At 67.4% G+C, this 24,935-nt stretch carries 23 protein-coding genes; 17 read left to right on the forward strand and 6 right to left on the reverse strand.

Annotated elements, in window-relative coordinates:
- Positions 1-5 precede the first annotated feature (5 nt).
- Positions 6-926, reverse strand: a complete 921-nt coding sequence (locus tag RX333_RS06515; RefSeq protein WP_316014114.1) for a sugar kinase — start codon at positions 924-926, stop codon at positions 6-8.
- On the reverse strand, positions 916-1,626 hold the full coding sequence (locus RX333_RS06520; RefSeq protein ID WP_316014115.1) for a GntR family transcriptional regulator: 711 nt from the start codon (positions 1,624-1,626) through the stop codon (positions 916-918). Before RX333_RS06520 ends, RX333_RS06515 begins: the two co-directional genes overlap by 11 nt.
- 123 nt (positions 1,627-1,749) lie before the next feature.
- Between RX333_RS06520 and uxaC the strand changes: the two genes are divergently transcribed.
- From uxaC to RX333_RS06565, 9 genes are all read left to right on the forward strand, one after another.
- Positions 1,750-3,156: a glucuronate isomerase gene (gene uxaC, locus RX333_RS06525; protein WP_316014116.1), complete on the forward strand. Its 1,407-nt coding sequence runs from the start codon at positions 1,750-1,752 to the stop codon at positions 3,154-3,156.
- A 26-nt stretch (positions 3,157-3,182) separates the two neighbouring features.
- The gene (locus tag RX333_RS06530) at positions 3,183-4,154 is read left to right on the forward strand and encodes a TRAP transporter substrate-binding protein (RefSeq protein WP_316014117.1); all 972 of its coding nucleotides are present in this window, start codon (positions 3,183-3,185) and stop codon (positions 4,152-4,154) included.
- 61 nt (positions 4,155-4,215) lie between these two features.
- Positions 4,216-4,746, forward strand: coding sequence for a TRAP transporter small permease (locus RX333_RS06535; RefSeq protein WP_316014118.1), 531 nt, complete (start codon positions 4,216-4,218; stop codon positions 4,744-4,746).
- On the forward strand, positions 4,747-6,027 hold the full coding sequence (locus tag RX333_RS06540; protein WP_316014119.1) for a TRAP transporter large permease: 1,281 nt from the start codon (positions 4,747-4,749) through the stop codon (positions 6,025-6,027).
- Positions 6,028-6,038: 11 nt separating this feature from the next.
- On the forward strand, positions 6,039-6,356 hold the full coding sequence (locus RX333_RS06545; RefSeq protein ID WP_316014120.1) for a cupin domain-containing protein: 318 nt from the start codon (positions 6,039-6,041) through the stop codon (positions 6,354-6,356).
- Between the two features lie 12 nt (positions 6,357-6,368).
- Positions 6,369-7,199: a 5-dehydro-4-deoxy-D-glucuronate isomerase gene (kduI, locus tag RX333_RS06550; RefSeq protein WP_316014121.1), complete on the forward strand. Its 831-nt coding sequence runs from the start codon at positions 6,369-6,371 to the stop codon at positions 7,197-7,199.
- Positions 7,196-7,936 (forward strand): 2-dehydro-3-deoxy-D-gluconate 5-dehydrogenase KduD, encoded by a 741-nt coding sequence (kduD, locus tag RX333_RS06555; protein WP_316014122.1) that lies wholly within the window; start codon positions 7,196-7,198, stop codon positions 7,934-7,936. The genes kduI and kduD overlap by 4 nt, the downstream gene beginning before the upstream one ends.
- Before the next feature lie 34 nt (positions 7,937-7,970).
- The gene (locus RX333_RS06560) at positions 7,971-9,356 is read left to right on the forward strand and encodes a mannitol dehydrogenase family protein (RefSeq protein WP_316014123.1); all 1,386 of its coding nucleotides are present in this window, start codon (positions 7,971-7,973) and stop codon (positions 9,354-9,356) included.
- Positions 9,353-10,846, forward strand: a complete 1,494-nt coding sequence (locus RX333_RS06565; protein ID WP_316014124.1) for an altronate dehydratase family protein — start codon at positions 9,353-9,355, stop codon at positions 10,844-10,846. The genes RX333_RS06560 and RX333_RS06565 overlap by 4 nt, the downstream gene beginning before the upstream one ends.
- Positions 10,847-10,849: 3 nt before the next feature.
- Here RX333_RS06565 and RX333_RS06570 read toward each other — a convergent pair whose 3' ends face one another.
- Complete coding sequence (locus tag RX333_RS06570) at positions 10,850-11,722, reverse strand: helix-turn-helix domain-containing protein (protein WP_316014125.1); 873 nt, start codon at positions 11,720-11,722, stop codon at positions 10,850-10,852.
- A 152-nt stretch (positions 11,723-11,874) separates the two neighbouring features.
- Between RX333_RS06570 and RX333_RS06575 the strand changes: the two genes are divergently transcribed.
- The 8 genes from RX333_RS06575 to RX333_RS06610 all read left to right on the forward strand — a co-directional run bounded on the left by RX333_RS06575 (position 11,875) and on the right by RX333_RS06610 (position 21,337).
- Positions 11,875-13,281, forward strand: coding sequence for an alpha-galactosidase (locus RX333_RS06575; protein WP_316014126.1), 1,407 nt, complete (start codon positions 11,875-11,877; stop codon positions 13,279-13,281).
- Between the two features lies 1 nt (position 13,282).
- Positions 13,283-14,167 (forward strand): sugar ABC transporter permease, encoded by an 885-nt coding sequence (locus RX333_RS06580; RefSeq protein ID WP_316014127.1) that lies wholly within the window; start codon positions 13,283-13,285, stop codon positions 14,165-14,167.
- 63 nt (positions 14,168-14,230) lie between these two features.
- The gene (locus tag RX333_RS06585) at positions 14,231-15,079 is read left to right on the forward strand and encodes a carbohydrate ABC transporter permease (protein WP_410056054.1); all 849 of its coding nucleotides are present in this window, start codon (positions 14,231-14,233) and stop codon (positions 15,077-15,079) included.
- Positions 15,079-16,206, forward strand: a complete 1,128-nt coding sequence (locus RX333_RS06590; protein WP_316014129.1) for an ABC transporter ATP-binding protein — start codon at positions 15,079-15,081, stop codon at positions 16,204-16,206. The genes RX333_RS06585 and RX333_RS06590 overlap by 1 nt, the downstream gene beginning before the upstream one ends.
- Positions 16,207-16,227: 21 nt before the next feature.
- Positions 16,228-17,493 carry an ABC transporter substrate-binding protein gene (locus RX333_RS06595; RefSeq protein WP_316014130.1) on the forward strand — a complete coding sequence of 422 codons (1,266 nt, stop codon included), beginning with the start codon at positions 16,228-16,230 and terminating at the stop codon, positions 17,491-17,493.
- Between the two features lie 75 nt (positions 17,494-17,568).
- Positions 17,569-19,083, forward strand: a complete 1,515-nt coding sequence (locus RX333_RS06600) for a glycoside hydrolase family 28 protein (protein WP_316014131.1) — start codon at positions 17,569-17,571, stop codon at positions 19,081-19,083.
- Positions 19,077-20,162: a glycoside hydrolase family 105 protein gene (locus RX333_RS06605; protein WP_316014132.1), complete on the forward strand. Its 1,086-nt coding sequence runs from the start codon at positions 19,077-19,079 to the stop codon at positions 20,160-20,162. Before RX333_RS06600 ends, RX333_RS06605 begins: the two co-directional genes overlap by 7 nt.
- Positions 20,162-21,337 carry a pectinesterase family protein gene (locus RX333_RS06610; RefSeq protein WP_316014133.1) on the forward strand — a complete coding sequence of 392 codons (1,176 nt, stop codon included), beginning with the start codon at positions 20,162-20,164 and terminating at the stop codon, positions 21,335-21,337. Before RX333_RS06605 ends, RX333_RS06610 begins: the two co-directional genes overlap by 1 nt.
- Before the next feature lie 57 nt (positions 21,338-21,394).
- Here the strand turns inward: RX333_RS06610 and yjfF are convergent, their stop codons facing one another.
- The 3 genes from yjfF to RX333_RS06625 are packed head-to-tail and all read right to left on the reverse strand — an operon-like array spanning position 21,395 to position 24,890.
- A complete protein-coding gene (gene yjfF, locus RX333_RS06615; protein ID WP_316014134.1) occupies positions 21,395-22,357 on the reverse strand; it encodes a galactofuranose ABC transporter, permease protein YjfF in 963 nt (320 codons plus the stop codon).
- The gene (locus RX333_RS06620) at positions 22,357-23,382 is read right to left on the reverse strand and encodes an ABC transporter permease (RefSeq protein ID WP_316014135.1); all 1,026 of its coding nucleotides are present in this window, start codon (positions 23,380-23,382) and stop codon (positions 22,357-22,359) included. The genes yjfF and RX333_RS06620 overlap by 1 nt, the downstream gene beginning before the upstream one ends.
- Positions 23,382-24,890 carry a sugar ABC transporter ATP-binding protein gene (locus RX333_RS06625; RefSeq protein WP_316014136.1) on the reverse strand — a complete coding sequence of 503 codons (1,509 nt, stop codon included), beginning with the start codon at positions 24,888-24,890 and terminating at the stop codon, positions 23,382-23,384. The genes RX333_RS06620 and RX333_RS06625 overlap by 1 nt, the downstream gene beginning before the upstream one ends.
- Positions 24,891-24,935 lie beyond the last annotated feature (45 nt).

The following is a 24,935-nucleotide window of genomic DNA, read 5'->3' on the forward strand; positions in this document are numbered from 1 at the left end:
GCGGATCACGCGCAGGCGCGTCGCAGCGCGGCCATGTCGAGCAGGGCGCCGCGTGTTGCGACCACGGCGCGTGAAGCCGCCTGCCCCATCCCGATCGCATCCTGCACCGATCGACCTAAGAGGCGGCCCGCCAGATAGGCTCCGTTGAAGCTGTCGCCCGCCCCGGTCGTGTCGATCGCGCGGATCGGATCGCGAACCGGCACCTCACCCGTCGCGTCGGCGCAGAAGCGCGTCGGGTTGACCCCGTCCTTGACGATCACCTCGCCGACACCGAGTCCTCGGTATCGGTCGAGCGTTTCCTCCGGCGAGCCGTCGCCGAACGCGGCGGCCTCGTCGTCGAAGGTGGGAAGCACGATGTCGGACGCGCGGGCCGCCGCCTCGATCGTCTCGCGCAGGATGTCGTCCTTTTCCCACAGGCGCGGGCGGATGTTGGGATCGAAGGCCACGCGGAACCCGCGCCCGTCTCGGGTCAGCAGGTCGAGCAGCCGTGTCCGATCCTCCGGGCTCAGGATCGCGAGCGTGATCCCGCTGAAATAGACCAAACCGGCCCGTGCGAGCGCCTCCGAAATCCGGTCCGGTTCGGCCAGCATGCGTCGGGCCGCCGACTGACCACGCCAGTAGGAGAAGCTCCGCTCCCCCTCCGCATCGGTCTCGATCGTATAGAGGCCCATTGTCCTCTCGGAATCGCGGCCGATCCATCCCGTTCCGATCGAGACGCTGTCCAGCATCCCGAGGAACCGCGTAGACAGGGCATCCTCTCCGACGCGGGTCACGTACCCGACGGCCTGCCCGTTGTGCAGCAACGCCCGTGCCGCCCATGCGACATTCAGCGTGTCGCCGGCAAACCCCTGATGCCAGTGCCCCTCGTCCCCGCGCGAGAACTCGACCATGGCCTCGCCGATCGCGACGATCGTCTCAGTGTTCATCTTCGAAATACGCCTCGTTCGCCTCGCGCAGCCGCGGAAGCACATGCATGATATCGCCCAGATGCGTTCGCATCTCCACGTCCGCTTGCCGGGGATCGCCGGCTTCGAGCGCATCGACGATCCGCTGATGCTCCTTCAGGACGCGCTGCCGGCGGTCGGTCGAGAGGCTCAGGAAACGGACGCGATCCATGTGGGCCTTCTGCTCCTGGATCAGCTCCCAGGCCCCCGCCTGCCCTGCCATGTCGCACAGCGCAGCATGGAAGCGATCGTCGAGTTGGTGGAACCGCGCCGGATCGGCGTCATGGATACAATCGCGCTGATCATCGATGATGCGCCGAAGCCGGGCGATGCCATCCGCGTCGATGGCCGCGGCGGTCGCGCGCAGGCACTCGACCTCGACCGCAGTCCTTATGAACACCGCGTCCAGTACCGCGGTTGTGGAAATCTTGGTGATGAGGGTGGCGCGCTGCGGGCGGATCGACAGGAAGCCGAGCTTCGACAGGCGAAAGAAGGCGTCGCGCACCGGCTGGCGCGACATGTCGAGCTGTTTGGCGATATCGGTCTCCGACACCTTCGCGCCGGGCGGCAGCCTCAGCGCCACGATGGCGTCGAACAGGCTCTGGAAAGCCAGATCGGTCGCCGTCGGTACCTTGGGTCTGGTCAGCGGCAAGGTCACAGGTTCCGTCGTCAGCTCCGTCATGCCTCTCCCTCGAAATGGTCGGTTGCAGATTAGCCGTGAATTGCTTTTGACTCAATCTCCATTCTAGCATATTAGATTATCAACGCAGCAGATCACCCCACGATGCGACCGGAGCCGCCCTTGATGACCCTCACCGATCCCGACAGGCTGTTCCCTGCCGAACCTGCGCTGAGGGATCGTGCGCGTGCGCTCTACGAAAGCGTGCGGGACCTGCCGATCATCAGCCCGCATGGCCATTGCGACCCGCGCTGGTTCGCCGAGAACGACAGGTTTCCGGACCCTGCGCAGCTCTTCGTCATCCCGGATCACTACATCTTCCGCATGCTGGTCAGTCAGGGTGTCCCCCTATCCGACCTCGGCGTGCCGCGGGCCGATGGCGGCCGGACCGAGACCGACCCGCGCGCGATCTGGCGGCGTTTCGCGGAAAACATAGCCTCGCTGCGGGGAACGCCATCGCAGATGTGGCTCGATCATTCGTTCGAGCATGTGTTCGGCCTGACGGAGCCGCTCTCCGCCGCGAATGCGGACGCGGTCTACGACCACATCGAAACGAAGCTCGCCCGCCCCGAATTCCGGCCTCGCGCGCTGTTCGACCAGTTCGGCATCGAGGTGCTTGCCACCACCGAGAGCGCACTGGACGACCTCGCCTGGCACCGGATGATCGCGGAAAGCGGCTGGACGGGCCGCGTCGTGACCACTTACCGCCCCGATGCCGTCGTCGATCCCGAATTCGAGGGCTTCGCCGACAATCTCGACAAGCTCGGCGCGCTTACGGGCGAGGATACCGCAACCTGGGACGGCTACCTCGCCGCCCACCGCGCGCGCCGCGCGTTCTTCAAGCAGCACGGCGCAACGGCCACGGACCATGGCCACCCATCCGCGCGGACCGAGGATCTGCCCCACGCGGAGGCCGCTGCGCTCTTCGATCGCGTGCGCACGGGGACGGCCAGCGCCGAGGATGCCGACGCCTTCCGCGGGCAGATGTTGACCGAGATGGCGCGGATGAGCCTCGATGACGGGCTGGTCATGCAAATTCATGCCGGATCCCGCCGCAACCACTCCGCGTCGATCTTCGCCGCGTTCGGCCGCGACAAGGGCTTCGACATCCCCGGCCCCACCGATTACGTCGCCGCGCTCAAGCCGCTGCTCGACGCCGTCGGGCTGGAGCCAGACCTGACAATCATCCTCTTCACGCTCGACGAGACCGTCTACGGGCGGGAGCTTGCCCCGCTCGCGGGGGCCTATCCGGCGCTGAAACTCGGCCCGCCCTGGTGGTTCTTTGACAGTTACGAGGGCATTCTGCGGTTCCGCGAGGCCACGACCGAGACGGCCGGTTTCTACAACACCGCCGGTTTCAACGACGACACACGCGCTTTCTGTTCGATCCCGGCCCGGCACGACGTGTCCCGGCGAACCGATTGCGCCTATCTCGCGACGCTCGTCGCGACGGGACGCCTGCGCGAGAGCGAGGCTTTCGAGGTCGCCCACGACCTCACTTACCGGCTGGCGAAAGAAGCATACAGACTTTGATCAGCCATCTTCAGGGAGGAAGAAGAATGAAGACGACGTTGACTGCGATCGCCGCCCTTATGGTCGGCACCGGAGCCGCGATGGCCTGCGAGGTCACGCTGCGCTCCTCGGACACGCACCCCGAGGGCTATCCCACGGTCACCGCGGTGCAGCACATGGGCGAACTGCTGGAGGAACGCTCCGACGGGCGCCTGTGCATCGAGGTGTTCCACTCCGCCCAGCTGGGTGAGGAAGCCGACACGATCGAGCAGACCCAGCTCGGCGTGATCGACATGAACCGGGTCAGCCTCGGCCCGTTCAACAACATCATCGAGGAGACCAAGGTCTTCTCCCTGCCCTACATCTTCCGCTCGGTCGACCACATGCACCGCGTGGTGGACGGCGAGATCGGACAGGACATCCTGGCCGAGTTCGAGGAGCATGACCTCGTCGGCCTCGCCTATTTCGACGGTGGCGCGCGCTCGTTCTACAACAGCCAGAAGCCCATCACCTCGATCGATGACATCGAGGGCATGTCGTTCCGCGTGATGCAGTCCGACGTCTTCGTCGACATGGTCGACGCGCTCGGCGGCAACGCGACGCCGATGCCCTATGGTGAGGTCTACACCTCGATCCAGACCGGTGCGATCGACGGCGCCGAGAACAACTGGCCGTCCTTCGAAAGCTCGGGCCATTACGAGGTGGCGGGCTACTACACGCTCGACGAACACCTGATCGTCCCCGAGGTGCTGGTCATGTCCAAGACAGCGTGGGATCGCCTCTCGGCCGAGGATCAGGAGCTGGTGCGCCAGGCGGCGAAGGACGCCGTGCCTTACATGCGCGAGCAATGGCAGGCGCGTGAGGCCGCGTCCGAAGAGCAGGTGCGCGCCGCGGGCGTCGAGATCATCGAGGACATCGACAAGACCCCGTTCATCGAGGCGATGGGCCCGGTCTACGACACCCACGTGACCTCCGACGCGCTGCGTGAGCTCGTCACCCGCATCCAGGAAACCGAGTAAGCATATCTCCGGGGCACCGACCCGTTCGGTGCCCCGGACCGCTTGCGGAAGGGAGCCCATCGTGCGTGAGACGATGATCAAGCTGTCGGCGGCCATCGGCGTCGTCGCCAAGGCGGCCCTGTGGCTGTCGGGCGCAGGGCTCGTTCTGATGACGGTCCTGATCGCCTGGCAGGTCTGGGGCCGCTTCGTCCTCAACGACACGCCGACCGTGACCGAGGTCAGCTCGGTCCTCGTCATGGGCTGGTTCATCCTGCTCGGCGCCGCCGTAGGTCTGCGCGAGGGCAACCACCTGAGCTTCGATATCCTGCTCTATGTGATGCCGCGACGCGTCTGCCTGATCTTCCATTCGATCTCGGACATCGTGGTGCTCGTCTTCTCCCTCGGCATGGTCGTCTACGGCGTGCAGCTTGCGGCGCGGACCTGGCAGAACACCGTGCCGTTGCTGGGGATTTCCGGCGGCATCGAATATTTCGCATTGATCGCGGGCGGCGTGCTGATGGCGCTGTTCGCGGTCGAGAGATTGCTGCGCCGCGCCGTCGGCCTGCCCACCCGCCGGTTCGGAGACGATCCGGTCGACGAGGAGACCGCGTAGGTGGAACTCTGGATTCTCTTCGGCACCTTCGCGGTGCTGCTGCTGATCGGAACGCCGGTCGCGTTCTGCCTCGGCATCTCGTCCTTCGCGACGATCGTCTATCTGGGCCTGCCGCCCGTGGTGGTGTTCCAGCGGCTGAATTCCGGCATCTCGGTCTTCGTGCTGATGGCCATCCCCTTCTTCGTCTACGCGGGCGAACTCATGGTCCGCGGCGACATCGCCAGACGCCTTGTGGCGCTGGCGGGCGCGGGCGTCGGGCATCTGCGCGGCGGGTTGGGTCAGGTCAACATCTCGGCCTCGGTGCTGTTCGGCGGCATCTCGGGTTCTGCCGCCGCCGATGCCAGCGCCATCGGCGGCCTGATGATCCCGCAGATGGAGGAGCGCGGCTACGGGCGCGACTACGCGGTGAACGTCACCGTCATGTCCTCGATCATCGCGCTGATGCTGCCGCCTTCGCACAACCTCATCATCTACGCGATCGCCGCGGGGGGCCGCATGTCGATCGCCGATCTGTTCACCGCAGGCATCCTGCCGGGCCTGATCCTCGCGCTGTCGCTGATGTTCACAGCCTGGTTCGTGGCGCGCAAGCGCGGCTACGACACCGAACCGTTTCCGGGCGGGCGGGCGATCCTGTCGCTGTTCATCAACGCCTTCCCCGGCCTGCTGCTGGTGGCGATCATCTTCGGCGGGGTGCGCTCGGGCGTCTTCACCGCGTCCGAGTCCTCCTGCATCGCGGTCGTCTATGCCATCGCCGTCACGATCTTCGTCTATCGCTCGCTGCCCTGGTCGGAGTTCGTCGCGGCCACGCTGGGTGCGGTGCGCACATCGTCGATGGTGCTGCTGGTCATCGGCTCGGCCGCCGCGTTCGCGTGGCTGCTGGCCTACCTGCGGGTGCCGACCTCGATGGTCACGTTCATCTCGGGCCTCTCGGACAACCCGCTGGTGATCCTTCTGCTGCTCAACGTGATCCTGCTGCTCTTGGGCACCTTCATGGACATGAGCCCGCTGATCGTCATCACCACGCCGATCTTCCTGCCGGTGGCGACGGCCTTCGGCGTCGATCCCGTCCATTTCGGGATCATCCTCATCCTCAACCTCGGGATCGGGCTCTGCACGCCGCCGGTGGGAGCGGTGCTGTTCGTCGGATGCGCGGTCGGAAAACTCCCGATCTCGACCGCAATCCGCACGATCTGGCCGTTCTACGGCGCGGCGGTCTTCGCACTCGTCCTCGTCACCTACATCCCGGCGCTGTCGCTCTGGCTGCCGTCGCTGTTCAAATGAGCGAGGATCGCATGACCCCGACCCAGTCTTTTCCGGTCGTACCGACCGGGGACGGCGTGACCCGCCAGGTCCTGTCCGACAGCCCCGAGCTGATGGTCGTGGCCTTTGGTTTCGAGACCGGGGGCATCGGGGCGCTGCATTCGCACCCGCACGTGCAGGCGACATACGTCGAGTCCGGTCGCTTCGCCTTTTCCATAGATGGCGAACGCTTCGAAGTCGGACCGGGCGACAGCTTCGTCATCCCGTCGGGGGCCGAGCATGGCTGCGAGTGCCTCGTGACCGGGCGCCTGATCGACACCTTCACCCCACGCCGTACCGACTTCCTCTAGGAGAACCCCGCCATGTCGCAGACCAACGCCCAGATCCGCCACGCCATCGATCCGAACACCGCCAAGGGGCTCGACACCACCGGGCTGCGCGATCACTTCCATGTCGGCCACCTGTTCGCGAAAGGAGAGATCACGCTGGTCTATTCGCATTACGACCGGCTGATCCTCGGCTCCGCCGTACCCGCCGGGGAATCGCTCACCCTCGATGCGGTGCCTGAGACGGGAACGCCGAGCTTTCTCGACCGGCGCGAGGCGGCGTTCCTGAATATCGGCGACAGCGGCGAGATCGAGGTCGGGGGCGAGACCCACACCCTTGCCCGCGGCGAGGTGCTCTATGTCGGCCTCGGCGCCGGGCCGGTCACGTTCCGGGGCGACGGCCGGTTCTACATCCTGTCCGCTCCCGCCCACCGCCAGTGCCCGACCAAGCTGATCCGGCTGGAGGATGCCCGCCGGGTCGAGCTCGGCGCGTCCGAGACGGTCAACGAGCGCGTCATCATCCAGTTCCTGCATCCCGAGGTCTGCGAGAGCTGCCAGCTCTTGATGGGCTACACCCAGTTCACGCCCGGCAGCATCTGGAACACGATGCCCGCGCACCTGCACGACCGGCGGATGGAGGCCTATCTCTATTTCGACCTGCCGCAGGATGCGCGCGTCTTCCACTTCATGGGTGAGCCGGACGAGACACGCCACATCGTCATGGCCAACGAGGAGGCCGTGATCTCGCCGCCCTGGTCGATCCATTGCGGCGCGGGCACGTCCGCCTACACGTTCTGCTGGGCGATGGCCGGGGACAATGTCGATTTCACCGACATGGACATGGTCCCGATGGAGGATCTGCGATGAGCGCGGCCTTCCGCCTCGACGGACGTCGCGCGCTGGTCACCGGGGCGAATACCGGCATCGGCCAGGCTATCGCGGTGGGTCTGGCCGAGGCCGGGGCGCACGTCGTCGCGGCGGGCCGCCGGTCCTGCGCCGAGACGGTCGAGCGGATCGACGCCGCGGGCGGCACGGCGGAGGAGCTGATCCTCGACCTCGCCGACCTGCCCGCCGCGCGCGCCGGCCTGCCCCCCGACATCGACATCCTCGTCAACAATGCCGGCATCATCCGGCGCGAGGAGAGCGTCGATTTCTCCGAGGCCGACTGGGATGCGGTAATGGACGTGAACCTCAAGGCCGTGTTCCAGCTGTCGCAGGCCTTCGCGCGCGACGTGTTCGCGCGGCAGGGCGCGGGCCGGATCGTCAACATCGCCTCGCTGCTCAGCTTCCAGGGCGGGATCCGCGTGCCCTCCTACACCGCGTCGAAGCACGGGGTGGCGGGGCTGACCAAGATCCTCGCCAACGAGTGGGCGACGCGCGGCATCAATGTGAACGCCGTCGCCCCCGGCTATATCGCGACCAACAACACGCAGGCCCTGCGCGAGGACGCGGATCGCAACAAGGCGATCCTCGACCGCATCCCGGCCGGGCGCTGGGGCGATCCGGCCGACATTGCCGGGGCCGTGTCCTTCCTGTGCATGCCCGCCTCGGCCTATGTCACCGGAGCCATCCTCAACGTCGATGGAGGCTGGCTTGCCCGCTAGACCGACACGGCAGGACCCCGCGCCGAAGGTGGGCATGGTCCACCTGGGTCCGGGCGCGTTCTTCCGCGCCTTCAACGCCATCTATACCGACGAGGCGATGGCGGCGGCAGGTGGCGATTGGGGCATCTGCGCCGTCTCGCTGCGTTCGCCCGACGCCCGCGACCAGCTCGAACCGCAGGACGGGCTCTATACCGCCGTCGAACTGGGACCCGAGGGGCGTCGGCACCGCCTGATCGGCTCGATCGCGAGGGTGCTGGTCGCGCCCGAGGACCAGGCCGCCGTCATCGCGGCTATGGCCGATCCGGCGGTGCGCGTCGTGACGCTGACGATCACCGAGAAGGGGTACTGCCACAACCCCGCGACCGGGGCGCTCGATCCCGATCATCCCGATATCGTCCACGATCTCGATCACCCCGACAGCCCCCGCTCGGCGATCGGGTTCCTCTGCGCAGCCCTCGCGCAGCGCCGCCGCGACGGCGCGCCGCCGCTCACCGTCCTGTCGTGCGACAACCTGCCGTCGAACGGATCGCTCGCGCGCGGGGTGGTGCTGGACTTCGCCCGGCGGCGTGAGCCAGACCTCGCCGACTGGATCGCCGACACGATCCCCTTCCCCGCGACGATGGTGGACCGGATCACCCCCGCCACGACCGATGCAGACATCGCCCGGCTGGCCCAGCAAGAGGGCCGGCACGACCCTGCCATGGTCGTGCACGAACCGTTCCGCCAATGGGTCATCGAGGACCGCTTCGCCTCAGGCCGCCCGGACTGGCAGGACGCGGGCGCGCAATTCGTGCAATCGGTCGATGCGCATGAACTGATGAAGCTGCGAATGCTCAACGGCACGCATTCGACGCTCGCCTATCTCGGCTACCTCGCCGGGCACGAAACCGTGGCGGAGGCGGTGGCCGACCCGCCCTTCGCGGCCCTGTGCAGGATGCTCTGGCAGCAGGAGATCATCCCCACCCTGCCCCGGCCCGAGGGCGAGGACCTCGACGCCTATGCCGACTCGCTGCTGACGCGCTACGCCAACCCCGCGATCCGTCACCGGACCTGGCAGATTGCGATGGATGGAAGCCAGAAGCTGCCCCAACGTATCCTCGGCACGGTCCGGGGCAATCTAGCCCGTGACGTGGTGCCCCGCGGGCTCTGCCTCGCGGTGGCCGGGTGGATGCGCTATGTCGGCGGTATCGACGAGACCGGAGCCGACATAGACGTGCGCGATCCTTTGGCCGCGCGGCTGAAATCGCTGTCGCAGTCCGCCGACAGTCCCGCCGCGACGGTTGCCGCGCTGCTGGACGTGGAGCAGGTCTTCGGCTCCGACCTCGCGACAGATGACCGCTTCGCCGCCGCCGTGACATCCGCCTACAAGACGCTGGTGAACAGCGGCGCGCGCGCGGCCGTCGCCGGTACGGTCCGGTGAGCGGCATTCTGACCCTCGACGACCGGGACGACGTCGCGATCCTGACGGCACCGACCGAGATCGCGGGAAAGCGCGTCGCCACCGGCCACAAGATCGCCCGCCACGCCATCGCGCCGGGTGCGCCGGTCCGCAAGTTCGGGCAGCTCATCGGCTATGCCAGCGCGCCGATCGCGGCAGGCGATCACGTCCACGTCCACAACCTGTCCTTCGGCGACCACGCCAGCACGGCCCTGGCAGGCGAGGATCTGGCCCATGCCGAGGCGGCGATCCCCCGCCTTCCCGCGTGTGAATTCCAGGGGTTCCATCGCGCGGATGGCAGCGTCGGGACGCGCAACATGATCGCGCTGATCGCGACCGTGAACTGCTCGGCCACCGTCATCCGGCGCGCGGCTGAGGAGATCCGCGCCTCGGGCATCCTAGACCGTTACGACAAAGTGGACGATGTGGTCGCCCTGTCGCACGGCACCGGCTGTGGCATGGCCTCCGAAGGGCCGGGATGGGAAAACCTCCAGCGCACGCTCTGGGGTCATGCCACCCACCCAAATGTCGGTGCCGCCGTCTTCGTCGGGCTCGGCTGCGAGATCATGCAGATCGCCCGGATGAAGGCGATGTTCGGGGCGGAGGAGAAGACCCGCTTCCACGGCCTGACGATCCAGGACAATGGCGGCACCCGCGCGACCATCGCCCGCATTGTCGCGGAGGTCCGCGCCCTGTTGCCCGAGGTGAACCGCATCGAACGGTCCCCTGCCCCCGTCTCCGCCCTGACGGTCGCGCTGCAATGCGGCGGGTCCGACGGCCTGTCGGGCATCACGGCGAACCCGGCACTGGGGTTGGCGAGCGACATGATCGTCGGGCTGGGCGGCGGCGTCATCCTGTCCGAAACGCCCGAGATCTACGGCGCGGAGGATCTACTGCTGCGCCGCGCCCGAAACGACGTCGTGGCCGCAGCCCTTCGCGAGCGCCTGAAATGGTGGGAGGAATACACCCGTCTCAATGGCGGCTCGATGGACAACAACCCCTCCCCCGGCAACAAGGCCGGCGGGCTGACGACGATCCTGGAGAAATCCCTCGGCGCCGTCGCCAAGGCCGGGTCGACGCCGCTGGAAGATGTGCTCGCCTACGGGCAGAAGGTGCGCAGGCGCGGGCTGTCCTTCATGGACACGCCCGGCTTCGACCCCGTGTCGGCCACGGGCCAGATCGCGGGCGGCGCGCAGATCGTCGTCTTCACCACCGGGCGTGGATCGGCCTTCGGATCGAAGCCCGCGCCGACGATCAAGCTTGCGACGAATGACGACCTGATGCGGCGCATGGCCGACGACATGGACCTCGGCTGCGGTGATATCCTCGGCGGTCCGGTCTCGCTGCGCGACAAGGGCCGCCAGATCCTCGACCTGATCCTCGCGACGGCATCGGGGCAGAGGACGCGCAGCGAGCTGCTGGGCCTCGGCGACAACGAATTCCTGCCCTGGCAGATCGGCGCGGTCATGTGAGGCTCAGCGCGCCTCCTGCATCTCCCGCTGACCCGCGGCCCGGTCGCGGAAGGTCGAGGGGCTGGCCCCCATGTGGCGCTTGAACATGCGGGAGAAGAAGTAGGGATCGGTATAGCCCAGCTCCGCCGCGACGGTCTTGACCGCCATGCCCTGCGCCAACCGGCTGGCCGCGAATTCCATCCGCTTGAGCTCCCGGAACTTCTGCGGGGTCTCGCCGATCTTCTTCTTGAAGGCCCGTCGGAAATAGTCGGAATTGTAAGGCACCCCGTCATGCGCATCCTGCACACCGCCCCCCAGCGGATCGGTGGCGAGGCGCGAGGCGACCATCATGATCTGCATCGACAGCGGATCGAGATTGGCCGGCGACGTGGTCGGCGTCTGCCAGCCGAGAAATGCGACCTCCAGATAGGCCAGCAGCAGGACCATGAACTGGTGATGCTGGCTCAACGTCAGCGCCCGACCCGGCGGCTGATCGCGGAACAGCCGGGCCAATGGCTCCAGCTGCGGCCAGTCAGGAAGGGCCACCGCGCGAGACAGCGCCATCTCCGCCACCACGTCGCCGCGTCCGAACAGGTCCAGCGAGAAATGCTGCGCAAGCCCGATCAGCGGCGCGTCGCCCCCGCCGTGCCGCCCGGTGAACCGCGTGAAGGCGGGGATCAGCATCGCGTCGCCGGGGCGCAGCAGGATTTCCTCGCGCGCCTCGCCGACATGGTAGAGGCCCGAACCCGACAGGCAGATCACCAGGTCGTGGACCGGGTTGACCTTCTCGATGGTCCAGCGTGGCCCGTGCACCATACGGATGGTGGAACGGGCCAGCCGCAGCGACAGCGACTGCATCGGAATGTGGCGCAGCGGCAGATGTTCGGTTTTGTCCATTCTTTTATCCGCTTAACATCATTCTCGATATATAACTAGCATATTAGTATGGCGTACAGGGTCAAATCTCGGGCAACACGAGAGGGAGATCCGCCAAATGGGAGGATGGCCAGCGGTGCCGCGTCGAAGGGCGCGGTCCACGGCAGGATCAGATGCACGATATCGACTTCGAAATTGACGTGAAGATCGCCTTCGTCGGCGGCGGGTCGCTGAACTGGGCGCGCGTGCTGATGGCCGATCTGGCGCAGGAGACGCGCCTCGCCGCGGAGGTGCGGCTCTACGATGTCGACTCGGCGGCCGCCCGGCGCAATGCGCGCATCGGCGCGCGGTTCGCCGAGGCCTCGGTCGGGACCCCTGCCCGCTACCGCGCTTGCGACACCTTGACCGAGGCCTTGTCGGGGGCGGACGTGGTGGTCATCTCGATCCTGCCCGGCCTCTTCGCCGACATGGCCCACGACATCGACATCCCGGCCCGCTACGGAATTCCGCAGGCCGTGGGCGACACGGTCGGTCCGGGCGGGTTCGTCCGGGCGCTGCGGGCCATCCCCATGCTCACCGAGATCGCCACCGCGATCGCCGAGCATGCCCCCCGCGCACATGTCTGCAACCTGACCAACCCGATGAGCGTGCTGACCGGCGCGCTCTACGCCGCCTTCCCGCAGATCCGCGCCTGGGGCGAGTGTCACGAAGTCACCAAGATCCGCCGACAGGTCGCCCATATCGCCAATGCCGAGGCCGAGGCCGAGGCCGGCGGCGACCGCTGGACCCACCGCGATGTCGAGGTCAACGTGCTCGGCATCAACCACTTCACCTTCGTCGACCGGATTGCGCTGGCCGGGCGGGACATGCTGCCCGCCTACCGCGCCTTCGCCGCCCGCCATCTGGCCGAGGGGTGGGCGCAGACCGAGCCGGGCAAGGATGCCGAACATGCGCGCTATTTCGGCACGCGCAACCGGGTGGCGTTCGACCTGCTCGACCGGTTCGGCATCCCCGCCGCCGCGGGCGACCGGCACTTGGCCGAGTTCCTGCCGGTCGCGGACTATCTCGCCGATCCCGAGGGCTGGGGCTTCGCTCTCACGCCCGTGGACTACCGCATCCGCGACCGCGCGGCGAAGCAGGCCGAGGCCGACGCGCTCGCGGACGGGACCGGCCCGGTGAACGTCGCCCGCTCGGACGAGGCGATGGTGGATCAGGTCGTCGCCCTGATGGGGGGCGGGGTGCATGTCAGCAACGTGAACCTTCCCAATCGCGGCCAGATCGCGGGCCTGCCCGAGGGCGCCATCGTCGAGAGCAATGCCATCTTCTCAGGCCTCGGCGTCCAGCCCGTGCACGCGGGCGCCCTGCCCCCGGCCCTGACCGCGATCGTCGCCGATCACGCGACACGCCAACAGGCGTTGTTGCAGGCCGTAATGACCGAAGACGGCGCGGCTCTGTTCGATCTGTTCCACGCCGACCCGCTGGTCGCCCACCTGCCGCGCGACACGGCCCGCACCCTGTTCGGAGATATGCTGACCGCCACCGGGCACCACCTTCCGGCCGGTCTGAGGGGGGCGGCATAGCATGGGCGGCGACAGCAAATATCTGGGGCTGCTCTACGTCTCCCCCTACATCATCGGGCTGGTGCTCTTCACCGCCTTCCCGTTCATCGCGTCCTTCTACCTGTCCTTCACCGATTACGACCTGTTGTCCGCGCCAGAATGGGTCGGGCTCGACAATTACGAAAAGCTCTTCACCCGCGACCGGACCTTCGACCGCTCGCTGAAGGTGACGCTGACCTATGTCGCGATCACGGTGCCGTTCAAGCTGGCTTTCGCGCTGTTCATCGCGGTGGTGCTGAACTACCGCCTGCGCGGCATCAACCTGTTCCGCACGGCCTATTACGTGCCCTCCATCCTCGGCGGGTCCATCGCCATCGCGGTGCTGTGGCGCTTCATCTTCGCCAATACCGGGCTGGTGAACATGATCCTGACCGGTCTGGGGTTCGAGCCGGTCAACTGGTTCGGCGATCCGCAGAACGCCCTCTTCACCATCACCCTGCTGCGCGTCTGGCAGTTCGGCTCCGCGATGGTGATCTTCCTCGCCGCGCTGCAATCGGTGGACAAGACGCTCTACGAGGCGGCGTCGATCGACGGGGCGGGACCGTGGCAGATCTTCCGCCACATCACGCTGCCGCTGATCACGCCCGTGATCTTCTTCAACCTCATCATGCAGACCGTGCAGGCGTTTCAGGAGTTCAACGGCCCCTACATCATCACGCAAGGCGGCCCGCTGAAATCCACCTACCTGCTGCCCCTCTACATCTATGACGAGGCGTTCAAGAGCTTCGACATGGGCTACGCCTCGGCCATCGCCTGGATCCTCTTCGCCATCATCATGACCCTGACGCTGATCGCGTTCTGGTCGTCGAAGAAGTGGGTCTACTACGCCGGCGACAAGAGGAGCTGAGCCATGGTGAACCTGACCGACATGGCCGCCCCGGCCGACTATCGCCCGCCGACCCACCTGGAGCTGAAGCTGCGCCGCCGCGCGCGCGTCGCCGCCGCGATCCGCTACACGCTGCTGATCGTCGTGGGGCTGGTGATGATCTATCCGCTTCTGTGGATGATCGGGGCGAGCTTCAAGACCAACCAAGAGATCTTCTCGACCCCGTGGTTCTGGCCCGAGAACCCGACCCTGCAGGGCTATATCGACGGCTGGCAGACCTCCACGCCCTACACGTTCGGGCGGTTCTTCCTCAACTCGATGTATATCGTCATCCCGAAGGTCATCGGCACCGCGATCTCCTGCACCGCGGTCGCCTACGGCTTCGCCCGGTTCGAGTTTCCGGGCAAGAAGGCGCTCTTCGTGATCCTGATCGCGACGCTGCTGCTGCCCGATGTGGTCACGCGCATCCCGCAATATCTGATCTTCCGCGAATTCGGCTGGCTCGACACCTACCTGCCGCTCTTCGTGCCGTCATGGTTCGCGTGGGAGGCGTTCTTCGTCTTCATGCTGATCCAGTTCCTTCGCTCCATCCCGCGCGAGATGGAGGAGGCGGCCCGCGTCGACGGGGCGAACACCTTCCAGGTGCTGATCTACATCGTGATCCCGATGCTGACGCCCGCGCTGATCTCGGTCTGCCTGTTTCAGTTCATGTGGACGATGAACGATTTCCTCGGGCCGCTCATCTACATCTCCTCGGTCGAGAACTACCCGATCAGCCTGGCGCTGCGACTCGCGGTGGACACGACCGAGGCGTTCAACTGGAACCAGATCCTCGCGATGACCGTGCTGGCGCTGACGCCCTCGCTCGTCGTGTTCTTCCTCGCCCAGAAATACTTCATCCAGGGCATATCCACCGGGGGGGTGAAAGGCTGATGGCCGAACTTCAACTCAGGTCCCTCGAAAAGACCTATGGCAACGGCTTCCGCGCGGTGCACGGTATCGACCTCGACGTGGAGGAGGGCGAGTTCATGGTCCTCGTCGGCCCCTCGGGCTGTGCCAAGTCGACGACGCTGCGCATGATCGCCGGGCTCGAAACCGTCAGCGGCGGCGAGATCCGCATCGGCGACCGGGTGGTCAACGACTTGGTGCCCGGCAAGCGCGGCATCGCGATGGTGTTTCAGAACTACGCGCTCTACCCGCACATGAAGGTGACGCGAAACCTCTCCTTCGGGCTGAAGCTGCGCAAGATGGCCAAGCCGAAGATCGCCCGCGCGACCGAGGACGTCTCAGGCATCCTTGAGATCGAAAGCCTGCTCGATCGCCTGCCCAAGCAGCTCTCGGGCGGGCAGGCCCAGCGAGTCGCCTTGGGCCGCGCCCTCATCAAGAGCCCGGACGTGTTCCTGTTCGACGAGCCGCTGTCCAATCTCGACGCCAAGCTGCGCGCGTCGATGCGGGTGCGCATCACCGACCTGCACAAGCGTCTGCGCCGCGAAGGCCGTCCGGCCACCGTCGTCTACGTCACCCATGATCAGGTCGAGGCGATGACGATGGGCGACCGCATCTGCGTGATGAAGGACGGCCGCATCATGCAGGTCGCCGATCCGCGCACGCTCTATGCCCGGCCCGCCAATGCCTTCGTCGCCGGGTTCATCGGCATGCCGGAAATGAACATCGTCGACGCGGTCCTGACGCGGGAGGGCGGCGTCCCGCGCCTGAGCGTCGATCGCCAGACCGTCAGCGTGCCCGACGGCCTGGCCCACCGCATATCCGCACCCGACGGCCCGGTGCGCCTCGGCATCCGGCCCCAGCATCTCGACATCGTCCCGGCAGAGGCGGCGGACGCCTTCACCGGCGAGGTCGTGAACGTCGAATTCATGGGCCACGAGGTCAACCTGCACGTCCGGGTCGGCCCCGAAACGCTTGTGGCGGTGGCGCCCTCCGCCCCCGAGATCGCGGCGGTCTCCCGCGGCGACCGGCTGGGTCTCATGCCCCGCGGCCCGCAGATCCACCTCTTCGCGACCGGAGAAGACGGCGCGAACATCTCACTAAGCAACGACTGAACCATAACAAGGGAGGAAGACATGACACGAACAGGTGCAATCGCTCTGGCGCTCGGCACGACGATCCTGGCGACCGGCGCGCTGGCCGAGGATCTGCGGATGAGCTGGTGGGGCGGCGACAGCCGCCACGAGGCGACGCAGGCCGCGCTCCAGGCCTGCGGAGACAAGCACGGGCACACGATCCGGCCCGAATTCACCGGCTGGTCTGGCCATTTCGAGAAGTTGACGACCCAGATCGCCGGCGGGACCGAGGCCGACATCATGCAGGTCAACTGGCCGTGGCTGCCGATCTATTCGCCCGATGGCGACGGGCTCGCCGATCTCAACGACCATTCCGACATCATCGACCTTTCGAACTGGTCGGACGCCCAGATCGAGAGCGGCACGCAGAACGGCGCGCTCAACGGCATTCCCGTGTCCACGACCGGGCGGCTCTTCGTCTTCAACACCACGACGTGGGAGCAGGCGGGCCTGGACCTGCCGCAAAGCTGGGACGACCTGATCGCCGCCGGCCCGATCTTCGCGGAGCGGCTGGGCGAGGACTACTACCCGTTCGAGGGCATCGGCCTCGACGCCTCGCTGCTGGTGACCCTCTACGGCACGCAAAATACGGGCAAGCCGCTGATCGACCCGGCCACGAACGAGCTCCTGTGGACCGAGGACGAGCTGGTGGAGGCGATCGAGTTCTACCAGACGCTGGTGGACAACCACGTCGTGCCCTCCTGGCCCGATCACGCGGCGGCAGGCAACATCCCGCTGCATGAGAACCCCGACTGGACCGAAGGCCGGATCGCGGGCACCTACCAGTGGGATTCGACCTATTTCAAGATCTCCGACCCGCTCGCCGATGGTCAGGAGATCGAATATGTCGGCCTGCTCGGCCAGGACGGGCAGCAGACGCCCGGCGTCTACCGCAAGGCGTCCATGGTCTTCGCCATCTCGGCCAATTCCGAGCACCCCGAGGCCGCGGCGCAGATCCTCAACTGCCTGCTGAACGAGGAGGAGGGCGTCATGGCCCTCGGCGCGACGCGCGGCGTGCCCGCCTCCAACGGCGCGCGCGACATGCTGGTCGGCGCGGACGCCATCGCCCCCGCGCAGATGGATGCGCAGAACAAGGTTCTCGACGCCGAGGGGCCCGCGATCCATCCGTTCATGGAGCATCCCGACGTCCGCTCCGCGCTGCAGGACAACCTCGAACTGTTCGCCTATGGCGAGATCGACGCGCGCGAAGCCGCCGCCGAGATGATGATGGCCATCGAGGAAGTGCTCGAGGACATCGAAAGCTGACGTCCCGCCGTCACCGGGGCGGGCAGACCCGCTGCCCGCCCCGCCACTTTCCGCTTCGATTGAAGATCGCATGACATGACCGTTTTCGAGGTTCTCGCCGTCACGCCAAGAACGGCCGCCCTTCTCATCGCGCCCGCCGGCGCGCGCCACGCGCAACCCCGCCCGCTCGACTGGCAGCTGGAGCAGGCGGGCACCAAGCAGCCCGTGCAGACGGGGCGGGCGGAGGCCTGCACCCTGTTCCTCGACGACCTCGTGCCCGCGACCGACTATCGCTTGGCGACCCGGCTCGGGGAAATGACTTTCCGCACGTCCGCCTGCGCAGGGCTCGTCGATATAACCGATCACGGCGCGGCGCCCGACACCGATTGCACCGAGGCCATCGCACACGCCCTCGATGCCGTGCCCGAGGGCGGGACGCTCCACATCCCGCCGGGCCGCTACGAGACGCGCCCCCTGTTCCTGCGCCCGAACATGGTCCTGCATCTCGCGGGCGGCGCGGAACTGGCCGCGCCCGCCTCACGCGCCGATTGGCCGCAATTGCCCGCCCGTGACCGCTCGGGACGCCCTCTCGGCTCGTGGGAAGGTCTGCCCGAAAATTGCTTCGCCGCCCTCATCACCGCGATCGACTGCCCCCGCCTCGCCATCACGGGGCGCGGCACGCTCGACGGCGGCGGGGATCGCGGCGACTGGTGGAGCTGGCCGAAGGAAACGCGCGACGGCGCGCGCCGCCCGCGCCTGATGCACCTGCTCTATTGCGACGACGTCATCCTGACCGGCGTGACCTGCCGCAACGCACCGAGCTGGACCATCCACCCCTATCGCTGCGACCGCCTGCGCGCCGCGGCGCTGACCATCCTGAACCCTAAGGACAGCCCCAATACCGACGGCTTCAACCCCGAAAGCTGCACCGACGCCCGGCTCACCGGACTCGACTTCTCGGTCGGGGACGACTGCATCGCGATCAAGGCGGGCAAGCGGGGACCCGCGGGCGAGGACGATCACCTCGCCCCCTGCACCCGCCTCTCCATCCGCCATTCACGCATGCAGCACGGACACGGGGCGGTCGTCATCGGCTCCGAGATGTCGGGCGGGGTCGAGAACGTGCGCATCTCCGCCTGCGACTTCGTCGGCACCGATCGCGGATTGCGTCTCAAGACCCGGCGCGGACGCGGCGGCCGCATCCGCAACATCGTGATGGAGGACGTGGCGATGACGGGCGTCGCGACCCCGCTCGCCATCAACGCCTTCTATTTCTGCGACCCCGACGGCAAGGACGACTGGGTTCAGTCCCGCGCCCCGCGCGCCGTCGACGAAAACACCCCCGTCATCGAGAACGTGGCCCTGTCGCGCGTCACCGCCCGCGACGTCACCTGCGCGGGTGTCGCGATCCTGGGCCTGCCGGAGGCGCCGGTGTCCGGCATCCGGCTCGACGATGTGAGCATCTCCGTCGCCGACGCCCCCCCTGCCCCGCCGCTGATGGCCCTGCATGTGGCGGCCGTCGCCGGCATCGCGATGCTCAGCGAGTTCGCCGAGGTGAGCGGCACCGTCGACACCGTCGCGCGGACCAGTTCCGAGGAGACCCCATGCTGAGCGACTATTTCGACGCTTACGCCACCGCCCACGTCCCCTACAAGGGCGGCGCGTGGTGCTACGAGGACGGCCTGCTCTACCGCGGGCTGGAACTGCTGTGGCGGCAGACCGGAGAGGCGCGCTGGCGCGACCACCTCGTCCGCCTCGTCGACGCGCAGATCGGCGACGGAAACCGGCTCGCGGGCTACGATCCCCACGACTACAACATCGACAACATCCTCTCGGGCCGCGCCCTGCTGGCGCTGGACGAGATCACGGGCGATCCGCGCTACCTCGCCGCGGCGGCCCGGCTGGCCGATCAGCTCTCGACCCACCCACGGACGCGCTCGGGCGTCTACTGGCACAAGCTGCGCTATCCCTGGCAGGTCTGGCTCGACGGGCTCTACATGGGATTGCCGTTCCAGATCGGCTATGGCCAACGGATCGGTACACCTGCGCTGGTGGACGACGCGCTCGCGCAGCTCGACACCGCGCTCGAGATGACTCATGTGCCCGCGACCGGCCTCTACGCCCACGCCGTCGACGAGACGCACAAGCAGCCCTGGGCCGACCCCGACACCGGCCAGACCTCCGCGCACTGGGCGCGTGCGCTCGGTTGGCTGGCGATGGCGCTGGTCGATATCGCGGAGCTGGTCGGCCCCAACCGCTTCGCCCCATTTCGCACCCGGACGGAATCGCTCCTCCGCCGGGTGGGAGAGGTGCAGCGTTCCGACGGCCTGTGGTTGCAGGTCATCGACCAGCCGGATCTGGAGGGCAACTATGCCGAAAGCTCCGCCTCGGCCATGTTCACCTATGCCTTTCTCAAGGCCGCCTCCCTCGGCCTCGCCGCACCGGACGGGCGCGGCGCACTGCGGGCTGTCGCGGCCTGCGTCGAGCGTGACCCGGACGGACAGCGCCGGATGCAGCGGATCTGCCATGTCGCCGGTCTGGGGCAGTTCGAGGGACGCTACCGCGACGGCACCGCGGCCTATTACGTATCCGAGCGGCTGCGCGTGGACGATCCCAAGGGGGTCGGCCCGCTGATGATGGCCGCATCGCTGGTCCGCTCCGACCTCTCCGCCGAGATCGCGGTGGGCTGATGCCGCGCGCGCCCGACCTCGCGACGGCGGTTCTCGGCCCCGACATGGCAGGCCCCCCGCCCCGTGACGCCCCGCCCGATCTTCTGGTCGATCCCGCAAGTCCCAAGGCTTTCGCGACGCTCCAGCAAGCTGTCGATCACGCCAGCCTGCAAGGCGGCGACCGGCGTCTGACCGTCGAGCTTGCACCCGGATCCCATACCGGCCCCGTCTACATCCCGCGCCCCGGACCGCCCCTGACGATCCGGGGACGGCCCGGACCCGACCGCGCGCGGCTCGTCGCGGATATCGATGCACGGATGCCGGGCGCAGAGTACCGGCGCCGCTACGGCAATGTCTTCCGGCAGGCTCACCCGGCCAGCCGCGCCATCCACGAGCGCATCGCGGCCCGCACCCATATCGGCACCGACAACAGCGCCGTCCTGCGGGTCGAGCGTGACGGCACCCATCTCGCCCATCTCGACATCACCAACACTCACGCCTGCGACCGGCCCGACGCGGACGGACAGCACCAGGCCGTTGCCCTGCACATGGCGAAGGCTGACGGGCTGCACGCGCACGATCTGCGCCTCACCAGCCATCAGGACACGCTCTACCTCCAGGGGACGGGCCGGACCCACCTCACCGACTGCCTCATCGAAGGCGATGTCGATTTCATCTTCGGGGGCGCGACGGCCCTGTTCGAGCGCTGCGAGATCCGCACGCGCATCGGGCGGACCGACCGGACCTGGGCGCTCGCCCCGTCGACGCGGATCGACGCGGCCCACGGCTTCGTCTGCCACGACTGCGACTTCACGGCAGAGGGCACGGCCCCCGGCCACCATTTCGTCGCCCGGCAATGGTTCGAGGGCGTCCGCGCGACGCCCTACGCCTCGGCGGATCATCCGGCCTGCGAGGTCTCGCTCGGCTCCCGCTCAGACCGCAGCGGGATCATCTCCCGGCAGACGCTTGAGTCCGTCGGCAAGGTGGCCCTCGTCGGCTGCCGCCTCGGACCGCATCTGAATGCCGAGCGTCCGTGGGACAATTGGGGCGGATCGCCGGGCTGGAGCCCGCGTTACCGCCCGGTCCAGCACGGCCCCGCCGACTTCCTGCGCCATCTCGAACGCTGGCTGCAAGCCCAGCGCCTGGATTACACGCATCTCGACCCTGACGAGCTTTGGCTGTCCATCGAGCCATAGCGATCGGCGGCGGCAGAGCACCGCGACGCCTTCGACCAAACCGGTCCGTCCGCGCCGTCAGGTCGGTGAGGTCAGTCTCAGCAACCCCTTCTGCAGGACGATGAACGACAGCAGCAGAGCCCCGATGACGATCTTGGTCCACCAGCTAGAAAGTGACCCATCGAAGACGATGTAGGTCTGGATCAAGCCCATCGTCAAGACGCCGAACAGCGTTCCGAACATGTATCCCGCCCCCCCGGTGAGGAGCGTCCCACCGATGACGACAGCGGCGATGGCCGTCAGCTCGGTTCCCACGGTCGCGAGCGGGTAGCCCGAGCCGGTATAGATCGCGAACACGATCCCCGCGATCCCCGCCATCAGCCCCGAAAACGCATAGATCCCGATCGTGGTCCGCGCGACCTCCACCCCCATCAGCCGCGCGGTCGCCGCCCCTCCCCCGATGGCGAAGACGCTGGCCCCGAACCGGGTCCGGTGGGCGACGATTGTCCCCAGAAGGATCGAGAGCAGCATCAGCCCCCCGATCAGCGTGAACCGCCCCCCGCCCGGCATCCGCCAATAGGCGTCCTGCAGCATGTCGAAGAAGGCATGGTCGATCGCCACTGAATCGATGGTCAGCATGTAGGCCACGCCGCGCGCCAGGAACATGCCGGCCAGCGTCACGATGAAGGCCGGCATCGCGAGCCAGTGGATGATCGCTCCCATCGCCGCGCCGAAGGCCGTCGTGACGATCAGCAGGAGGGCGAACACGACCAGCGGATGCAGACCGGTATCGCGAAGCATGACGGCGATGAACACGCCCGAGAACGCGATCACCGAGCCGACGCTCAGGTCGATCCCGCCCGACAGGATGACGACCGTCATCCCCACGGCGACGATGCCGAGATAGGCATTGTCCGTCAGCAGGTTTCCGGCCACGCGGGTCGACAGCATGAACGGGAACTGCAGCCAGCAGATGATGTAGGCCGCCACGAAGATCGCGATGGTGGCGAGCAGCGGGAACAGTCTGGGGTTCACGGACATCACGATGCCTCCTTGTCGGCGAGTGTCCCGGCATCCCGCCCTCGTCCCAGCCGGGCGCGCAGGAAATACCAGTGCGCCGCGAGGTTCGGGGACTGGACCAGAAGGATCGCCAGCACCAGCCCCGCCTTGATGATCAGGTTGTATTCGGACGGGAAACCGGCCAGCAGGATGCCGGTGTCCACGGTCTGGATGATCAGCGCGCCCAGCACGGATGCGGCGATGGAGAAGCGCCCGCCGAGCAGCGAGTTGCCACCGATCACCACGGCGAGGATCGCGTCAAGTTCGAGCCACAGCCCGGCATTGTTCGCGTCCGCTCCGCGGATGTCGGCCGTTGCGATGATCCCGGCCAAAGCAGCGCACAGACCGGAGGCCATGTAGACGGCCAACAGCAACACCCGCGCGTTCACGCCCGCCAGCGCCGATGCCGCGCGATTGATGCCGATCGATTCCACCAGCAGCCCCAAGGCGGTGCGCCGCATCAGGACCGCGACCGCAACGCCGGTGACGAGCCAGATCAGGGCGGGGACGGGTATGCCCACGACCGTGCCGGACCCGAACCACGCGAAGGCGGGCTCCGAGAAGGTCAGGATACGCCCCTCCGTGATGAGCTGCGCGATGCCACGGCCCGAGGTCATCAGGATCAGCGTCGCCACGATGGGCTGGATACCGACGAAGGCGACCAGGCACCCGTTCCACAGCCCGCAGGCGAGCCCGGCCAGAACCGCCAGGCCCAAGGCCGGCAGCACGCCCATCCCCGATGCGAGCGTCCAGGCCGCGACCGCCCCCGATATCGCCATCACCGTCCCGACGGACAGGTCGATGCCCTTCGTCGCGATCACCAGCGTCATGCCCACGGCCAGCAGGGCGACCGGCGCGCCGCGCTTCAAGATGTCGACCACGGGCCCGGTCAGGCGGCCGTTCTCCAGCGAGATCGTCAGGAATTGCGGGAAGAAGAGCGTCACCAGCACAATCAGCACGGCCAGCGTGACGATTTGCGGCAAACAGCGGCGAATTGCGCGGGGCATCAGGCGGCCCTCCCTTCGTCGGGGGCGGCGATCGCACGGACGATCGCGTCGGTCGACACGTCCGCGCCGGTCAGTTCCGCCACATGGGCGCGGTCGCGCACGACGATGATCCGGTCGGCCGCGGCGACCAGTTCGTCCAGTTCGGACGATATCACCAGCAGCGACATGCCGCTTTGGGTAATACGTGCGATCAGGCGCAGGATCTCGGCATGCGCGCCGACATCGATCCCGCGCGTCGGCTCGTCCAGGATCAGGAAGCGCGGGTTCATCGCCAGCCAGCGCGCCAGCACGACCTTCTGCTGGTTGCCGCCGGACAGCTCGCCCACGGCCTTCTCGGCATCCGAAGTGCGGATATCGAGCTTCTGAATATAGTCCTCGGCGAGTCGGTGTTGCTCGGCCCGCGGGATGGGACGGGCCCATCCGCGCCTCGCCTGCAGCGCGAGGATGATGTTCTCTCGCACCGAGAGGTCCGGCACGATGCCGTCGATCTTCCGGTCCTCGGGGGCGAATCCGAACCCGGCGGCGATCGCCTCCCGCGGGGACGTGAGCGCGGTCGGCGTTCCGTCCACGGTCGCCGTGCCGGTCTGGGCCTGACGGACGCCGAACATCAGCTCGGCGGTTTCCGTCCGCCCTGATCCGAGCAGCCCCGCCAGACCGATGACTTCCCCCTCGCGCACGGTCAGGTCGAACGGCTCGACCAGCCCTGCCCGGCCGAACCCGTCGAACCGCACGGCCTCCTTGCCGCCGACGCCTTGCGCGGGGGCCTGCGCCCCGGCACTTTCCACGGCTTCCAGCTCTCGCCCAAGCATGTGCCGGATCAGTGAGAGCCGGTCGAGTTCGGCAGTCTTCTCCGTCGTGATCTTGCACCCGTTGCGAAGCACCGTGACCCGGTCGGTCAAGTCGAATACCTGGTCGAGGAAATGCGAGACGAAGACGATGCCCAGCCCGCGATCCCGAAGGCGCCGGACGATATCGAACAACATTCGCGTCTCGGTCGCATCGAGGCTCGCCGTTGGCTCGTCGAGGATCAGGACCTTGCCCGAGACCTCGACCGCGCGCGCGATCGCCACGATCTGTCTAATGGCGACCGAATAGCTGCCCAGATCCCGCCCGACATCAATGTCGAGTCCGTAGTCCTTTAGCATCCGCCGCGCCTGTCGCCGCTGCCTGCGCCCGTCCACCAGGCCGAAGCGGCGCGGCTCCCGCCCGAAGGTGAGATTCTGCGCCACGGTCAGGTTCTCCAGCAGGTTGACCTCCTGGTAGACCGTGCCGATGCCCAGCGCCTGCGCCTCCGCCGTACTGGCGGGAGAGACGGCCTCTCCGTCCAGCCGAATCTCCCCGGCATCACGCCGGTAGGCGCCGGTCATGCATTTGATGAGCGTGGATTTGCCCGCACCGTTCTCGCCGAGCAGGGCATGGACCTCGCCCGCGGCGAGGTCGAAATCCACGCCGTCCAGAGCCTTCGTCCCCGGAAAGGACTTGCTGAGGTCACGGATGGTCAGAAGCATCGTTTCGTCCTCGTCGCCGGAAGTGGCCGGGGCGGTGACCCACCC

It is taken from the genome of Roseobacter sp. HKCCA0434, from assembly GCF_032464675.1.
Taxonomy (GTDB): Bacteria; Pseudomonadota; Alphaproteobacteria; order Rhodobacterales; family Rhodobacteraceae; genus Pontivivens.

Excerpts from the sequence above, each read along its gene's own strand:
- RX333_RS06515 (WP_316014114.1), bottom strand. The coding sequence starts at position 926 with ATGAACACTGAGACGATCGTCGCGATCGGCGAGGCCATGGTCGAGTTC.
- RX333_RS06520 (WP_316014115.1), bottom strand. The coding sequence starts at position 1,626 with ATGACGGAGCTGACGACGGAACCTGTGACCTTGCCGCTGACCAGACCC.
- uxaC (WP_316014116.1), top strand. The coding sequence starts at position 1,750 with ATGACCCTCACCGATCCCGACAGGCTGTTCCCTGCCGAACCTGCGCTG.
- RX333_RS06530 (WP_316014117.1), top strand. The coding sequence starts at position 3,183 with ATGAAGACGACGTTGACTGCGATCGCCGCCCTTATGGTCGGCACCGGA.
- RX333_RS06545 (WP_316014120.1), top strand. The coding sequence starts at position 6,039 with ATGACCCCGACCCAGTCTTTTCCGGTCGTACCGACCGGGGACGGCGTG.
- kduI (WP_316014121.1), top strand. The coding sequence starts at position 6,369 with ATGTCGCAGACCAACGCCCAGATCCGCCACGCCATCGATCCGAACACC.
- kduD (WP_316014122.1), top strand. The coding sequence starts at position 7,196 with ATGAGCGCGGCCTTCCGCCTCGACGGACGTCGCGCGCTGGTCACCGGG.
- RX333_RS06560 (WP_316014123.1), top strand. The coding sequence starts at position 7,971 with ATGGTCCACCTGGGTCCGGGCGCGTTCTTCCGCGCCTTCAACGCCATC.
- RX333_RS06570 (WP_316014125.1), bottom strand. The coding sequence starts at position 11,722 with ATGGACAAAACCGAACATCTGCCGCTGCGCCACATTCCGATGCAGTCG.
- RX333_RS06575 (WP_316014126.1), top strand. The coding sequence starts at position 11,875 with ATGCACGATATCGACTTCGAAATTGACGTGAAGATCGCCTTCGTCGGC.
- RX333_RS06580 (WP_316014127.1), top strand. The coding sequence starts at position 13,283 with ATGGGCGGCGACAGCAAATATCTGGGGCTGCTCTACGTCTCCCCCTAC.
- RX333_RS06590 (WP_316014129.1), top strand. The coding sequence starts at position 15,079 with ATGGCCGAACTTCAACTCAGGTCCCTCGAAAAGACCTATGGCAACGGC.
- RX333_RS06595 (WP_316014130.1), top strand. The coding sequence starts at position 16,228 with ATGACACGAACAGGTGCAATCGCTCTGGCGCTCGGCACGACGATCCTG.
- RX333_RS06600 (WP_316014131.1), top strand. The coding sequence starts at position 17,569 with ATGACCGTTTTCGAGGTTCTCGCCGTCACGCCAAGAACGGCCGCCCTT.
- RX333_RS06605 (WP_316014132.1), top strand. The coding sequence starts at position 19,077 with ATGCTGAGCGACTATTTCGACGCTTACGCCACCGCCCACGTCCCCTAC.
- RX333_RS06610 (WP_316014133.1), top strand. The coding sequence starts at position 20,162 with ATGCCGCGCGCGCCCGACCTCGCGACGGCGGTTCTCGGCCCCGACATG.
- yjfF (WP_316014134.1), bottom strand. The coding sequence starts at position 22,357 with ATGTCCGTGAACCCCAGACTGTTCCCGCTGCTCGCCACCATCGCGATC.
- RX333_RS06620 (WP_316014135.1), bottom strand. The coding sequence starts at position 23,382 with ATGCCCCGCGCAATTCGCCGCTGTTTGCCGCAAATCGTCACGCTGGCC.
- RX333_RS06625 (WP_316014136.1), bottom strand. The coding sequence starts at position 24,890 with ATGCTTCTGACCATCCGTGACCTCAGCAAGTCCTTTCCGGGGACGAAG.